Origin of the sequence: Methylorubrum sp. GM97 (assembly GCF_024347855.1) — a bacterium.
In the GTDB taxonomy this organism is placed as follows: domain Bacteria; phylum Pseudomonadota; class Alphaproteobacteria; order Rhizobiales; family Beijerinckiaceae; genus Methylobacterium; species Methylobacterium extorquens.
In genome coordinates this window covers 4732717-4748458 of the sequence record NZ_AP025942.1, presented here as the reverse complement: position 1 = coordinate 4748458, position 15742 = coordinate 4732717, and the positions used below count along the sequence as shown (strand labels likewise).

General features: G+C 69.0%; 9 protein-coding genes and 1 pseudogene. 2 read left to right on the top strand and 8 right to left on the bottom strand.

Annotated elements, in window-relative coordinates; genetic code table 11:
- Nucleotides 1–2 precede the first annotated feature (2 nt).
- The 6 genes and pseudogenes from MSPGM_RS22110 to MSPGM_RS22085 all read right to left on the bottom strand — a co-directional run.
- Nucleotides 3–1358: a hypothetical protein gene (locus MSPGM_RS22110; RefSeq protein WP_261925936.1), complete on the bottom strand. Its 1356-nt coding sequence runs from the start codon at nt 1356–1358 to the stop codon at nt 3–5.
- 12 nt (nt 1359–1370) lie between these two features.
- On the bottom strand, nt 1371–3134 hold the full coding sequence (locus tag MSPGM_RS22105) for a serine protease (RefSeq protein ID WP_261925935.1): 1764 nt from the start codon (nt 3132–3134) through the stop codon (nt 1371–1373).
- A gap of 33 nt (nt 3135–3167) precedes the next feature.
- A complete protein-coding gene (locus MSPGM_RS22100) occupies nt 3168–3815 on the bottom strand; it encodes a tetratricopeptide repeat protein (protein ID WP_244413843.1) in 648 nt (215 codons plus the stop codon).
- Between the two features lie 358 nt (nt 3816–4173).
- A complete protein-coding gene (locus tag MSPGM_RS22095) occupies nt 4174–4773 on the bottom strand; it encodes a hypothetical protein (protein ID WP_261925934.1) in 600 nt (199 codons plus the stop codon).
- Entirely contained in the window at nt 4770–5264 is a 495-nt protein-coding gene (locus tag MSPGM_RS22090; protein WP_261926414.1) for a zincin-like metallopeptidase domain-containing protein, read from the bottom strand. Before MSPGM_RS22090 ends, MSPGM_RS22095 begins: the two co-directional genes overlap by 4 nt.
- Before the next feature lie 168 nt (nt 5265–5432).
- A pseudogene (locus MSPGM_RS22085) lies at nt 5433–5739 on the bottom strand (ArdC family protein); the annotation flags it as partial.
- A 1137-nt stretch (nt 5740–6876) separates the two neighbouring features.
- Here MSPGM_RS22085 and MSPGM_RS22080 point away from each other — a divergent pair.
- Complete coding sequence (locus MSPGM_RS22080) at nt 6877–7839, top strand: HWE histidine kinase domain-containing protein (RefSeq protein WP_261925933.1); 963 nt, start codon at nt 6877–6879, stop codon at nt 7837–7839.
- Nucleotides 7840–7842: 3 nt separating this feature from the next.
- On the opposite strand, the gene MSPGM_RS22075 is transcribed toward MSPGM_RS22080, so the two are convergent.
- Nucleotides 7843–10068 (bottom strand): CHASE3 domain-containing protein, encoded by a 2226-nt coding sequence (locus MSPGM_RS22075; RefSeq protein ID WP_261925932.1) that lies wholly within the window; start codon nt 10066–10068, stop codon nt 7843–7845.
- 331 nt (nt 10069–10399) lie between these two features.
- Between MSPGM_RS22075 and MSPGM_RS22070 the strand changes: the two genes are divergently transcribed.
- The gene (locus tag MSPGM_RS22070; protein WP_261925931.1) at nt 10400–13189 is read left to right on the top strand and encodes a PAS domain S-box protein; all 2790 of its coding nucleotides are present in this window, start codon (nt 10400–10402) and stop codon (nt 13187–13189) included.
- Here the strand turns inward: MSPGM_RS22070 and MSPGM_RS22065 are convergent.
- Nucleotides 13186–15609, bottom strand: coding sequence for a PAS domain S-box protein (locus MSPGM_RS22065; RefSeq protein WP_261925930.1), 2424 nt, complete (start codon nt 15607–15609; stop codon nt 13186–13188). The genes MSPGM_RS22070 and MSPGM_RS22065 overlap by 4 nt on opposite strands.
- Nucleotides 15610–15742 lie beyond the last annotated feature (133 nt).

Below are 15742 nucleotides of genomic sequence, written 5' to 3'. Positions count from 1 at the left end.
GATTAGGGCACAGAGGAGCTTCCCGTCGCGATCGTAGCCGGCATGTCGAAGGTCAGCACGCCGAGGCCGACGCGCTCGGCCGAGACCCGGCCGGAACGCTGTGTGACGACCTGCCCGCCGCGCGATAGGACGACCTGGAACGGGATCTCCGGTCGGGTCTCACCATGGCGGGCAAAAAGGTTGACTTCCACCGCGTAGCGGCCGTCGGGCGCGGGCGCCGCGTCCCAGATCACGTGCTCGACCGGGCGGCTGGCGCCCGTTCCGCCATCGTGGTTCTGATCGGCCACGAGCCGCCCACCGCAGGCCGTGCGGTTGTTGAACGCGATGCGCGATTGATCCGGGCAGGCCACCTGAAGGTCGAGGTCGGACGCCCCCTCCCAGGCAAGCGTCAATTCGAGGCCTCGCCCGCGTTCGATCCCTTCGAGCCGCCGCTCGACATCGATCGGGATCGCCCGCGGGGTCTCGACCGCGGCCCGTCGCGGCGGCGGGACGGGGCAACTCGCGTCGCACGACAGCGCGCGCCGTGTGAGCGTGAGCTCCGCAGCGTGGACCTCGCCATCGGCAGCCCGGATTGCAGCGAGCACGGAGGCTGCCGCCGGGTCGAAGGCGGCCGACGGCGCAGGGCAGCGGTCTGGGAGGACGGCGCGCAGCCAGGACGGCCAGCCCGCGTCGCCCACAGCGCAAGCCTGCAGCAGACGGTCGGCCAGGACGCCGCACAGCAGCACGAACACGAGCCACAGCACCGGTGCGACCCAGACGCGGCGGGTCATCCCGGCCGCGACTGGGGATGGGGGCGGCCCGGGGGGAGTTTTGACGTGCACCGGTGCTGCGGGCGAGGGGGCCTTCGTAGTAGCAGGTGTCAGCGTAGAGGCCGTGCTCGCGGTGATGACGCCGGCGCGCGCGACCGCAGGGCCGTTCCCGCCCGCGCGGCGGTAGCCCCAGGCGACCAGGACCGGCTCTCCGTCGACCGACCAGAGGTACGCATTGTCCGGCACGACGAGAGCATCGCGCAGGAGACGGGCCAGTTCGCGGGAGGCCTCACCCTCCCGCTCGAGGTCGTCGGCTAGCGCCGCGATCTCGGAGGTTAGCCGCGCGGCGGCGGCACGCAGAGCGTCGGCTGTGGCCGCGTCGAGCTCCGAAACGGGGTACGCGTCGCCGTCTATCGCGGCGAACCAGGCGAGGCCCGGGCGGCCTCCGGACATCGCGACAGGTACGGGTTCAGAGAGTAGGCGGGCATGTGCCGGGCTCAAACGGCGCGTCAGTACATCGACGAGCTGCTCGAATTGCTGGGCAAGCTTGGGGTTGACCGGGTCGAGCCCCTGGCGCGGGGTTTCCGTGAGCTTCGTGGTGGCCGACATGGTTGCGGGCCTTCAGCGTGCCGGCGATCGGGCGGCGGGGCCCGGACGGGGAGCGGGGCGTGCGTCCGGCCGCGGTGCCGTCTGGGCAGCCGGAGCCGGACTCGACGGGGCGGCAGCCTCCGTCGGCTCCGCGGCGGCCGTGGCCTCCGGTCGCGCGGTCGCCTGGAGATCGCAGGGGCGGGGGTCGAGGCTCACGCTCACGCCCGCCGTCGTCAGAAAGGCGGCCAGTCCGTCGGACCCCAGTGCGTAGCGCGCGGTTACCGGTAGGCGTTCGTCAGTCCGACCGAAGGTGTTCACGCCGACAACGCGGCCGCAATAGTCGACAAGGGGCCCCCCGCTGTTGCCGGGCGCGATCTCGGCGCCGTGCAGGACGAGTGTCACGGCGGCCTCATCGTAGTGCTGCAAATGGTTGATTACCCCGGTCTGGAGAACCGGGACGAGATCCCGGCTCGCCGCAGCATCGCCGTCTCGAAGGCGGGCGAAGGTCGGGTCGGTTCCGAGGTAGAGGCCGGGAAAGCCTGAGCCGACGACCGGCGTGAGCGGGCGGCCCGGCGGCGCCAGGCTAAGCGGGCGCCCCCCAGTCCGGGGCGGCACCCGCAGCAGGGCAAAGTCGGTCAACGTGCCGGGTTCGCCCATCCGCACGAGAGTTGCCGGGACAGCGCCCGCGTGGCGCCCAGCGATCATAAGAACGGGCGCGTTCTCGACGACGTGTCGGTTGGTCACCACAAGATCGTCCGCGACGAAGAAGCCTGACGCGGCGGCCTCACCGGCTAGGACGAGGACGGTCCCGCGCTCGAGCCGGTCGAGGAGGCCGTCGGTCCCGGACGTATCGGACCGGGCCGCTGAGTTTGGCGCATCGAGCGCCTCCAGACTGGAGCGGGCCTGCGGCGGCGCCACTACGTTCGCCGGCAAGCGCACACCCGCCGGGCTTTGCGGGACGAGCGTCGGCAGTTCGGAGCGGAGCTTGGGGCAAGCGAAGCCCTCGGCGGCGGCTAAGGTCTCGCGGCGCTGCCTGAGGCCGTTGAGCCACGCCGCCTGGATAGCCCGCGCCTCGACGGTCATCGCTTGCGGGGGCTGCGGGAAAATCAGCACGCCCGGGACGTAGGATAACGCGACAAGCGCGGCGGCGATCGCGGTCGCGAGGATCGGCACTGTCACCGCGCTTCCCACCGGTCGCGCCGACCGCCGCGGCCGGGGACTGGGGGGCCCGGCGGGGGACGAGGGGGGCGTTAGCCTGAAGTTAGCTGCCCAGTCGTCGCGGTTGATTGGGGGATCGGGCAGATCATCGGGCGCGAGCGCGTGCAGGACCTCCGCGTGGTGGCGCGCGCGTCCGCGTTCATCGGCCGCTAGACCGACCGGGAGCAGGCCCCAGTCGACGAAGAGCGGCGCGTCCCCGACCGCGAGGACGGAGCTGGGCGACGCGAGGTTGAGACAGGCAGAGACGAGCGCGCCCCCGTCGGGGTCGCGCAGCGTTGGAGCCAGCGCCGCGAGCGCCGCGCGGACGCGGCGGCGCAAGGCATCGGCCAGCGGCGGGTCGAGGTTGGCCAAGGACCGGACGGGCCCCTCGTGGGTCGTGTACCAGTCGATTCGGGCCGGTGCCGCGCCGTTGCTGCGAGAAATCACGGGCTCGGCGAAGAGGCCGGCGACGTCGCCGCCGTGGCGCCGCAGGAGGTCACGCAGGCGTTCGTAGGCCTCGACGACGGGCCGTCCGTCCATCTCGACGGTCTCCAGCCCGGACAACGTGCGGCTAGCGACAAAGCGCGGCGAACTGGTCATGGCCGGCCCTTGACGGCGTGCCCCTGCCTGCGCTTAATCACAGCGCGCGCCCGTGCCAGCGCCGTCGATCTCGAGGCGGACGAGCGCGTCGCGGGCCTTCGCAGTCCCCCGTTCGGCGGCCTTCGCGTACCACACTTTGGCCGACGCGACGTCGGGCAGCCCGCCGATCCCGTTATCGAGGGCGGTGGCGTAGCAGTACATGCCCTCCGGGATGCCGGACTCGGCGGCGTCGCGAAACCAGGAACGCGCCTTCACGTCGTTCTTCTCGAAACGACGCCCCTGCCGGAAGAGGATACCGATGTTGACCTTAGCCGCGCCACTTCCGAGGTTTGCGGCCCGTTGATAGGCCTGGAAGGCATCCTGGTTGGCCCCAAGACGATCGAAGCTGCGGCCGAGTTGAAAGTGCAGTCGGCGCAGGCGTGGCGCGTGGTCGATGGCGTCCCGGCACGCCGCGATAGCCTCGCTCGCGCGCAGGCTCTGGAAGGCGACCGCGTGCTGTAAGTCGGGGGCGTCCGGATCCCAAGGGGCGCTTGCCAATCGATCACATATCTGAATTGCCCCGCCGTCTCGAAGTTCTTCGAGGGCAGCGGCCGGACCGATGAGGCTCGTTGCTAGCATCGCACTAAACAAAAGCTGGGTGGTGCCAGACGGGTACGTGCGCGAGCGTTCAAGGGTAGCCAACGGTAGCACCATCGAACGAGGTCAGCACGGTTCAGCGAGGTCGCCCACAGGGCGAAAGATCTACAATCTCAAGTCATCGTCGGGAAGGGTGAGGCGGGGTTTCATCGGCGTTGGCTGGGGATGGCTTGGTCGGTGTCGCGGCCAGGCCACAGGTAGTGACCGGGCGGAGCAGGTAGAGCACGCGACGGGCGACGGGGGCACAGCTCTCGCGCCTGAGTTCGCCAGCACGGTGCCCGCAGTGGGCCAGGGCCGTGCGGTTTTGGGGCGGCACTGCCACTGCCGGTACCGCGCTGACCTGGCTCCTGGGCCTTAGCCTGGGCAGTTTCGTGCCTGATTGCAGCTCGCGGTGTCGCTGCCACTAATCCTTGATCTGATCCAGCTGGCCTCGGCCCGGCTGGCGGCGACGGGGAACGGCCCTGCCCCTGTGGTTGCCCTCGCGCCAGCGGAGCGCCGACCGTTCCCGCTGATGGCCGGCGTGCTGATATTCGGCGGCGCAGTGACCACTGTCGGCTATGTCGTCGAGGCGTTCACCAGCGGAAATCGTCCGCTGGAGATGAGAAGCGGGCGCAGGGTGCTTGATCCATAATTGCTGCTTGGCGCCACGCTCATTCGTAACAGCTTGGCGTCGCCGAAGTTCGGCTTTCAGGCGGCGAGCTTGCAAACCATGACCGAGACGGCGTTCGATAGTCCTGGGGTCGGCCGCGTAGGCGAGCCCAGGACTGGCAAGGTCCGCCGGCAGTGGTACGCGGGGGTAACCGTGGGCCGCGACGACTGCGTCCTCCAGCCGATCGAGCTCGACGAGCGCGGCTTCGTGCGCGGCGAGCGCATCGAGAAGATCACGCAGGGCGCGTTCGACAAAGGTGGGCTCATTGCCCGGTTCGATCTCGGCGCTCCAGGCGACTTCGCCGAGCAGTGTGGTCAGCGCACGGCGCGAGGGGGGTGGGACGAACGCGCTCATGTGGTGGCTTGGCGCGGAACGACGTCCGCCCCTACGTCGGCCGACCTGGCATCCGTCGGCGCTGCAGCAGAGACGGACGACTCGAATGAAGGCTGATTGAGAGCTGCAGGCAGCGACGCGGTGAGATAGTCCGCCGCCCGCGAGCCTTGCGCGGCGGCGTGGCTCAGGGCGCGTGGATCGGCGCGCAGCAGCGGCGCCCAGGATGCGCAGTAGGTGGCGTGGTCCGGGAGCGGCGTGCGCGAGAGCCCGAGGTCGGCCAGCACGAAGGCCGCGCCGAGCTCGGCCACCAGTTCCTCGGCGGCGTAGGCGCGGGCGCCGAACCGGCCGGTAAGGTCGCGGGCGAGGCGGTGCGGGGCACCAGTCCAGTGAACGAGTTCGTGGGCAAGCGTGCCGGCGTAGCCCGTGGGCGTGCGGAAGGCGGCGCGGGGCGGCAGGTGGATCATATCGGTGGTCGGGACGTAGCAGGCGCGGGTGCCGCCCTCGCGGATCACCGCGCCGGTGCTCGCAACGAAGGTATCGAAGGCCGGCAGTGGAGCCGGTAGAGATGGGTCGGTGCAGGCGCCGGCGGTGGAGAGGGCGGTATCTACCTGGGCGGCGTTGAAGACGTGCGCGGCGCGGGCGACGAAGGGAGCCCCGTTAGCTGGGTCGGCTTCGCCGGTCTCGGAGCGGTCGCTGCGCGGCAAGTCCTTGTAGAATAGCACCAGTGTGCCGCGCTCGGCTTTACGCACCTGCGCCCCGAGCGCGGACCACTGCAGGTAGGTCGCCCAGCGCGTCGGCGTAGCCATTGGTCTGCGCCGCGCACCACAGCGCCAGTAGGTTGATGCCGCGGTAACGCCGACTGGTGCGAGCGTTGCGCGGCAGCGGGTCGGCGCCTTGCCAGGGCGGCGTCCACGAAGCAGGGTCCGCGGTCTCAAGCTGTGCGAGGATGGCGGTGGCGACGCGAGCGTGTAGGTCGTGGGCAGACATGAAGAACGAGGCTCCGGGTGGCCGTTGCGTCAGCGGCTCGGTCGGTGTTTCCCGGAGCGGCGAGCGATGTTCACCGGAGCGATCGGTTCTAGAACACAACTTCGCAGGTCACTGATGGGGCGAGGCGGCAGGGTGTGCCACTGCGGCCCCGCCTGCTGCTGGGTGAGGGGCCGTGCTATGCTCTCTGCCTGTTTCTGGATCTTGGTGAGCGTTTGAGGGAGACCGGCTTGCTGGAGGCAAGGCTTTGCCGGGCGCTGGCAAAGCCTCGTACCGAACCAGGCAGGTGGATCTTGGAGCCACGCCATCGGTCGACCGGCGGATCGAAGTGCAACCTTGTAACAGGCAGGCCGGGGCTGTGCTGTCGGCCTTTACGCACCGCTTCCCGTCAGCTTGGACGGCCAGCGCCGACGGACCCGCTCGCTCGATCCGCTGGGCGTTTAGGTCGTCGTGGAGGTCTGGGGCGACCCGTTCCCTCCATCCTACGGTCCCGCGTACGCGGAGCCGCTTGTGGCCGATGCCCTTCGGCGTGCGACCCGGCGGTCCCCATCCCGCATGGCTAGCGGTGGAGGCTCGGGGCTCATAGGGAGCATGGCTCTTTCCCTAAGGCAGGAAGAAGCTCTGCTCTATATTGTACAGGCGGAGGATCGATTTTGTCCTCGTGTTCGGCGCATCCGAGCTGGCAAATAACTACCGTGAATGCGAACACGTGACCCCTTGCGGACATTCAAGCGTGCCGGCCCAGAGGTCTGCTCAGTAGGAGGAAGCGGACCTAGCAGCGGCGGCCACGACATCAGCAGGTATGGGCACATTGGCGACCGTACGGGTTCTTCGTGGGCGTGGTTGTAGCTGGGCTTAGCGCCCAGCGGGTCCCGTCCGAAGCAACCGCACTCAAACGTGCGGCCATCACTCTCGGCCCTATGATGCATGCAACCCCTGCAAGTACGCCGCGAGCCATTCCCCGCGACGTCGGGCCTCGTGGAGGATCGCAAATTCAAGGCAACCGTCACGCGGACGGACGGTTGACGACCATGTCATCGTACATCGGACGGGCACGGAGCCCGGCAACCCGTGCCGCCGCCAAAGGAAATCCCGTTGCACCAGCCTAGCCGGAGTGTCTCGGTTCGACCCGACTTGGGCGTGCTTCTGGCTGCCGTCGAGGCCTCGGGCGAGGCCATCATCATTACGTCGGCCGAACTAGACGAGCCGGGGCCCCGCATCGAGTACGCCAACCCCGCCTTCCTGCGCATGACCGGTTACGAGGCGCACGAGATCCTCGGTAGGTCGCCGCGCGTCCTTCAGGGACCCGACACGGATCGCGCCATCCTGGACAGCATGCGTGTCGCCTTCGTCGCCGGAGAGCCGTTCCGGGGAGAGGCGGTAAACTACCGCAAGGACGGCTCGACCTACGTGGTCGAGTGGTTGATCACGCCGGTGCATGAGGCCGACGGCAACGTCGCGCACTGGGTCTCCGCCCAGAGGGACGTCACCAAACGGCACGATTACGAGGAGCGGCAGACGCTGATGGTGCGCGAGCTTCACCACCGGGTGAAGAACACGCTCGCCACGGTGCAGGCCGTGGTGAACGCCACCGTGCGCTCGTCGCTGACCATCCCGGAGTTCACCCGCGCCCTGTCGGGGCGCATCACGTCGCTCGCCCGGACGCACGCACTGATCACCGAGGACCTTGCCCAGGTCGCCTCTTTCGACGGGCTGCTGCGGGCCGAGCTAGGGCCCTACGACGAGCGGGGTCGCCTTAGCCTGGAGGGACCGAGGGTGGTTCTGCCCTCCGAACTCGCCGTGCCGGTCGGCATGGCCTTGCACGAACTCACCACCAACGCCCTGCGCCACGGCTCGCTGGCCGACCCGGACGGGCGATTGCAGGTGACTTGGTGGATCGAGGACGGGCAACCGGGGCGCGCCCTACGCTGGGACTGGGCGGAGCACGACGGGCCGCCGGTGGGGCATCCGACGCGAGAAGGCTTCGGCCACCGCCTCCTCAACAAGGTCCTGGCTTCCCAGACAGGGGCCACGGTGGACGTCGCGTTCGCCCCCGATGGGCTGCGGGTCTCTGTCCGGATGCCGCTGCCCTCCTCCCGATGAGGGCTATGCCTCCCGGCCGGGCCGCAGCGCGACGACGTTGCCGGCTTCCGCGGCCGGGACCGCAGGGGCGCCGACCGCCTCGGCGACCTTGCGGGCGAGTTGCTCGCGCTTGAACGGCTTGCCGATGAGCTGCACCCCGTTGTCGAGCCGGCCGTGGTGCACGATGCTGTTCTCGGTGTAGCCCGACATGAAGAGCACCTTCACCTCCGGCCGCAGCGCCCGGACGCGCTCCGAAAGCTCGCGACCGCGCACGATGCCAGGCAGCACCACGTCGGTCAGCAGCAAGTCGATGGCCGCTGCGTTCGCGCCGAAAACCCGCAGTGCCTCCTCGCCGTCGCCGGCCTCAAGGACGCGGTAGCCGAGGTCGGAAAGGATCGCGCAGGCGATCTCGCGCACCGCCGGCTCGTCCTCGACCACCAGCACAGTCGCGGAGCCGCGCGGCAAATCGATTGGCGCGCTCGTGCGGGGATTGGCGGCGACCGTTCCCAGGGCGCGCGGCAGGTACAGCTTCACGGTCGTGCCTTCGCCGGGCTCCGAGTAGATCTTTACGTGCCCGCCCGACTGTTTGACGAAGCCGAACACCATGGCGAGGCCGAGCCCCGTGCCCTTGCCGTCGGGCTTGGTCGTGAAGAACGGCTCGAACACCCTCTTAACGATGTCGGGGGTCATGCCGTGGCCGGTGTCGGAAACCGCCACCATGGCGTAGTCGCCCGGCGCGACCTCTACGTGGTTCCTGGCATAGTCCTCGTCGAGGACCTTGTTGCCGAGCTCGATGGTGAGGCGCCCGCCGCCCGGCATGGCGTCGCGCGCGTTCAGGGCCAGGTTCAGGACCGCGCTCTCAAGCTGCGCCGGGTCTGCCATCGCCGGCCACAGGCCCGCGGTCTCAACGTAACGGACCTCGATGTGCTCCCCGAGGGTCCGCCGCAGCAGCGGGATGAGGTCCGGCATCGTCGCGGCGAGGTCGATGGCGGCCGGCGCGAGCGGCTGCTTTCGGGCGAAGGCGAGGAGCTGGCCGGTAAGCGTTGCCCCGCGCTGCGCCGCCCAGGCCGCGCGCTCGATCCGCTGCTGCATCCTGGCATCGCCGTCGAGCTTGGACCGGACGAATTCAAGGTTCCCGAGGATGACCTGCAACAGGTTGTTAAAGTCATGCGCGATGCCTCCGGTCAGTTGCCCGATGGCTTGCATCTTCTGGACCTCGCGCAGCACGCCCTCGGCCTGGGCGCGCTTAGTCATGTCCGAGACCGTGAGGACGAAACCGCCGTCCGGCATAGGCGTCCGACGGATTTCCAGGTGGTGGCCGTCGACGCGCTCCCGCTCGTAGGTGACGGCCTCGCCGGGATTCCGGCTACCGTACCGAACCTGGTCCTCGGTCTCCAGGGCTGGCCGGCCCGGCTCTCCCGTGTGCTCGACGAAGACGCCGTAGGCAGTGCCCGGACGAAGCATGGCCTTGGGCAGATCGAGCAGTACCTGGAAGCACTCGTTCCAGTTCGCGAGCTTGCGGTCGGGCCCGAACACGCCGACACCCTGGCTGAGGCTGTCGAGGGTGGTGCGCAGACGCATCGCCAGCGCCCGCTGCTCGGCCTCCGTCGCGTGGGAGCGTGACCATGCCTGGTTCAGGAGGCGCGCCGCCCAGAGCAGCGTCAGGATGGCGAGCACCGATCCGCCGATGACGAGCCAGCGTACCCACTTGGCCCGGGCATCGTTCTGGGCGAGGCGCTCGTCCAGCAACCGTTGCTCATCGGCGAGCATGCCCGCGACCGTCGTCTCGGCCTCCCGCATGTCGTGGCGGCCGGCGTCGGTGTTCACGATGCGCAGGGCCGTCTCGAACCCGCCGTCGCGGCGCGCCTGAACGGTCTGGGCGAGTTCCTCCAGCTTGTGCTGGAGGATGGGCGCGAGCCCCCGGATGCGCTCCTGCTGGGCGGCATTGTCGGCGGTGAGCTTCTGAAGCTCGCCCTGGAGCAGGCCGATGCGGTCGCGAGCCGCATGGTAGGGGCCGAGGTACTCGTCCCTGCCAGTCAGCAGGTAGCCGCGCTGGCCCCGCTCGGCATCCCGTAGAGCGATGGCGAGATCCTTCGTCGTGGCGAGCACCCGGTAGCTGTGCTGCGACCACTCGCGCGCTTCACGCGAGGCGTTCAATCGCTCCCATGTCACCGCCCCGACCAGCGCCAGGATGACGACGAGCACCCCGAACACAAGGAAGTTGGCGCGCGTGACGAGGTAGCGTGTCATGATGCTTAGGTCCGCGGGTGTCGGTGGCCGGTGGCTCGACAGCCGGGGCCATGTGGCCTCCCGCATTCGTGTCACGTCGCAGACCTTATCGCTCACCATTGCGAGATTGTTGAGGCCGCACGTCCCGAAAGGACGATGCCCCCTTCCTGGCATGCCCGTCAGCACCCTGGCTTCCCGCCCCTGACGACGGTCCGGGTAGGTCTATCATGGCGAGGTCACGACAACGGTTGCGCGCTATGGAAATCGTCCCTTGTTCCTGTCATGTGGAGGCGGGTACGCGGCATTCGGTGCGCCCATTGCCGCCCCGCTCCGCTGCAATCCCCCGCTGAACATGACGGCAATCGACACGATCACGACGGAGGCCGAGGCACCTGACCGCCTCGCCGTGCTGGACAGCTACGGCATCCTCGACACACCGCCCGAGCAGGGCTTCGACGACATCGTCCATCTTGCCCGCGAACTCTGCGACGCACCGGTGGCGCTCGTCAGCCTCGTGGCCGGCAAGCGGCAATGGTTCAAGGCGAGAGCCGGCTTCCCCCGTTGCGAGACCGACCTCGACGCCTCCGTCTGCGCGCATGCGCTCGTCGCGCCCGACCTGCTGGTGATCCCCGACTTGACGCGCGACCCCCGCACACTGGCGAACCCGCTAGTCACGGACGACCCGCACCTGCGCTTCTACGCGGGAGCGCCGTTGCGGTCGCCCGAGGGCGCGGTCCTCGGCAGCCTCTGCGTCATCGACCACAAGCCTCGTCCAGACGGCCTGACAGACCGGCAGGCCATGTCGCTGAGGGCTCTCGCCGGCCAAGTCATGGCGCAGCTTGAGCTACGGCGGCTGAACGAGGCGCAGCGCAAGGTGCTCAACCAGCGGGAGGTTCTGATCCGGACCCAGGCCACGGTCGCGGAAGCCAAGGGGGACCTCGACGTCATCCTCGATGCCTTGCTTGCCGGAGCGATGGAGGTCATGCCCCATGCTGAGGGCGCCGTCATCGAGACCCGGGACGGCGACGAACTCGTCTACCGGGCCGTGCGCGGCTCGCTCGCCGGGCACGCCGGGCTGCGCCTGCCAGTCTCGGGGTCGCTCTCCGGAAGTTGCGTCGCCGAGGGGCGCTCCGCCCTTGTTCGGGACGTGCTCGCCGATCCCCGGGTTAGGCGTGACCTCGTCGGGGCGCTCCGCCTGCGCTCTTGCGTCGTGGTGCCCGTCCGGCGGGCCGGGAGCGTGGTCGGCGTCCTGAAGCTTCAGTCAAGTCGCCTAGGGGCATTCACGGAAGCTGACCTCAGGCTCGCGCAGGTCTTCGCCGGCACCATCTTGGCCGGCCTCGCCGAAGCGGGCGAAGCTGAGGCGCTTCGTGAGGCATCGCGGACGGAGTACCGACGCAAGGCAGTCTTCGACAGCGCGCGCGACTACGCCATCGTCCTGATGGACCTCGAAGGCAAGGTTACCGATTGGAACTCTGGGGCGGCCGAGATCCTGGGCTGGCAGCCCGAGGAGATGTGCGGCCACCCGGCCGACGCCTTCTTCACGCCCGAGGACCGCGCGGCCGGCATCCCGGCCAGGGAAATGCAGGCGGCCCTTGAGAAGGGACGCGGCATCGACGAGCGCTGGCACCTGCGCCGCGACGGCGAGCGCTTCTGGGCCAACGGCGAGATGATGGTGCTGCGCGACGGGGACGGCGCCGCCATCGGCTTCGTGAAGATCCTGCGCGACAGAACAGAGCAGAAACAAGGGGTCGCCCGCCTGCAGGAGAGCCAGGAGCGCTACCGGCTTGCGGCCCGGGCCACGAACGACGCCGTCTGGGACTGGAACCTCGTTACCAACCATGTCCTTTGGAACGAGGCCCTGACCGAAGCCTACGGCCACGCGCCCGAGGCCGTCGAGCCGACCGGCGACTGGTGGATATCGCACATCCACCCCGACGACCGCGCCCGCATCGACGCCTCGATCCACGCCGTCATCGACGGCACAAGCTCCGCCTGGACAGGCGAATATCGCTTCCTGCGGGCGGACGGCTCCTACGCGGACGTGCTCGACCGCGGCTACGTGCTGCGCGGCGAGGACGGACGCGCCTGCCGCATGATCGGAGCCATGCTCGACCTAACAGAGCAGCGGCGTGCCGGGCGGGCCCTGCGGGCGAGCGAGACGTCGCTGCGGGCGGTGCTCGACACCGTGCCGGTTGGCATCCTGTTCGCCGAAGCGCCCTCAGGGCGCATTGTTGGCGGCAACAGGCGCATCGAGGAGCTGCTGCGTCATCCGATCCTGCCTTCCCCGGATTCCGAGAGCTACCGCGACTGGGTCGCTTTCCACGCGGACGGGCGGCAGGTCGAACCCTCCGAGTACCCCCTCACCCGCATCATCCGGGACGGCGTCGAGCATGCCAAGCTGGAATGTGAGTACCGGCGCGGCGACGGCACGCTGACCTGGGTTGAGATCGTCGGCGCGCCGATGCGGGACGAGACCGGCAGGCGCACGGGGGCGGTCGTCACGCTTGCCGACATCGCCGAACGGAAGCGCGCCGAAGCTCACCAGGACCTACTCAACCGCGAACTTTCGCACCGCATGAAGAACCTGCTGGCGATGGTTCAGGCTATCGCCACCTCGACGCTGCGCGGCGCAACCGACATCGATGCGGCGCGGGAGGTGCTCGGCAGCCGGTTGGTGGCACTCGGGAAGGCCCACGACGTGCTCCTCGGAGGTGCGGCGGAGAGCGCTTCCCTGACGGCGGTGGTCCGGCAGGGCGTCGGTGTCCATGAGGCGGCCGGGCGCCGGGTCGTCTTCGAGGGGCCCGATATCGAAATCGGCGGCAAGGCCGCGCTCTCCCTGGCCCTGGCCCTGCACGAACTCACCACGAACGCCGTGAAGTACGGAGCGCTCTCGGTCCCGGAGGGCGAGGTCGCGGTGACGGCCTCGCTCGTCCGGACGGAGACCGAGCCTTGCCTGCGCATCGCCTGGACGGAGCATGGGGGACCGCCGGTGCTGCGCCCATCGCGAAAAGGGTTCGGCTCACGGCTGATCGAGCGCGGGCTGACGGCCCAGGTTGGGGCCGAACTCGTCCTCGATTATCCGCCCGGTGGCGTGACTTGCGTCGTCGAGGCGCCGCTGGCGAATTTCCAGGCCGTCGACTAGCGCGCCTGCCAAGCCCGTCGCTCGACAGCCCGTCGGAGAATGCGCGAAAGGTCAGCCACGGAATAGGGCTTCCGTAGAAGCTCGAACCCGTGCGTCCCCTGTGCAGCCAGCACATCGCTGTAACCGGACGCCAGGACCAACGGGAGGTCGGGCCGGCGGCGTCTCAGTTCGCGTGCGAGGTCGACCCCGTTCATTCCGGGCATCACCACGTCGGAGAACACGACCTCGAAGCGGTACGGAATGCGCTCGAACTCGTTCAGGGCCTTCTCCGCGTCTGTCGCCCAGACGGTGCTGTAACCCAGCTCTTCCAAAGCCTGTGCTGCGAAAGCTCCCACCTCGTGATTGTCCTCGACCAGCAGGACACAGGTGCCGTGCCCCTCGGCCAAGTCTGCCGGCTCCTGCGCCTCCGCCTCGGGGAGGGCAGCGGCGGCGGCGCGCGGAAGGTAGAGGGTGAAGGTCGTGCCCTCGCCCAGGCGGCTCTCGGCGACGACCTCGCCGCCGGACTGCTTGGCGAAGCCGAACACTTGGCTCAGACCGAGGCCGGTGCCTTGGCCCACCCCCTTAGTGGTGAAGAACGGCTCGAAGATCCGCTCCAGGTCCCCCGGGGCGATGCCGCTGCCGGTGTCGGAAACCGACACCGCGACGAAGTCCCCGCGCTGGGCGGGATGCGCCCTCACCGCCGGGATCGCGTTCACCGGCGCCACCCGGATGGTCAAATGACCTTCGCCGTCCATCGCGTCGCGGGCATTGACCACCATGTTGACCAGGGCCGTGTCGAACTGGCTAGGGTCGGCGTCGACAAGGCAAGGGATCTCCCTCCCTCGACCATCCCGGAAGGGTTCGACCCGCGTCTCGACCTGGATGCGCGAACCCGTGAGTGTGCGCACCATGTCCGAGACCGAAGCGACCCCGCGCCCAACGTCGAATACCTCAGGCTGGAGCGCTTGGCGCCGTGCGAAGGCCAGAAGCTGTCCCGTCAGCTTGGCGGCACGGTCGACGGTATCCGAGATGGCGTCGACGTAGCGGGTCCGTCTTTCCTCGGCGAGGTTGGGCCGCTTCAACAGGTCGGTGGACGATTTGATCACCGTTAGCAGGTTGTTGAAGTCGTGCGCGACGCCGCCGGTGAGTTGGCCCACCGCCTCCAACTTCTGCGACTGGCGAAGCTGCTCCTCCAGAGCCTTTCGTTCGGTCACGTCCCGGCCAGCCGCGTAGAAGTGGTCGCCGCGCGGGATCGCGTACCAGGACAGCCACCGGAAGCCGCCATCACTCGTCCGCATGCGCACATCTAGGCCGTCGAGGACGACGCCGTTCAGGAGGTCGCCGAAGACCCCCTCCACCGCGGACCTGTCATCCGGGTAGATGAACTCATTGAAGTGAGCGCCGACGAGATCGTCCTCGGACCATCCAAGCGTCTCGGTCCACGCCGGGTTCACCGCCCGGTAGCGACCGTCGAAGCCGCAGACGAGGAACAGGTCGCGGCTCGTACGCCAAACCATGTCGCGTTCGTCGGCGCGATCTCGCGCGGTGGTTTCCAGGGTCCGCTCGGCCTCGCGCCGCTCGGTGATGTCGTTGAACAGGACAGCGACCCGCCGCCGGGCCGGCTCGCCGACGCGCAGGGCATGGACGTCGAACCAGCGGCCAATCGAGACGGCGCCGCTCTCGAAGCGCGTGGCCTGCCCCGTGATGGCGACCTCGCCGTAGGCGTCCAGCCAGGACTGCTCCAAGTCGGGCACGACTTCGCTGACCCAGCTTCCGGCTACGTCCCTGAGCCCAGTATGTCGCTCGAAGGCAGGGTTCACTTCGACGAAGCGGTAGTCGGCGGCGCGTCCGACCTCGTCGAAGCGTACCTCGACGATACAGAACCCGGCGTCCACGGCCTCGAACAGGGTCCGGTAGCGCGTCTCGCTCTCGGCGAGCCGGTCTTCCTCGGTGCGGAAGCGGGTGACGTCGAGTTGGCTCGCGAAGAAGTAGCGCAGGCGTCCGTCCGGGTCGAACACTGGGCTGACGTAGAGCTCGTTCCGGAACGGCGTGCCGTCACGGTGATAGTTCAGGATCTCCACGACGACGTCACGGCGCGCCGTGATGGCGTCGCGGACCTTGGCGACGTCAGCCGGGTCCGTGCCGCGCCCCTGGAGGAAGCGGCAGTTCCGGCCGATCAGCTCGTCGGCGCCGTAGCCACAGAGTTCCTGGAACGCGCGGTTGGCGAAGACGATGGGGTTGTCGGGCAGGTTCGGGTCAGTGACGATCTGCGGCATGCGGGTCTTCTCCGCCGCCGTGAACAGCAGGTCGGTTCCGGCGGCCGAGGTGCGCTCGTTACCGCTCGGCGCATGGACGTGCCCCTCGTTCCTCCGCCGAAGCCGGTCTATCTCGGCTTCCGCCTCTCGGAGCCGCCGCCGCAACTCCTCCGTTTCGGTCTCCATTTAACCTACATCCCGGCCGGTCGCCCCAAGCCTGGCCGCCAGTTTCATAACAGGGCCATCCCCACTTCGGCTCCCATCAACGGACGGCAATCGGGACGGCCGAATGTCACGTCCGACTTCTGACAAAGTGACC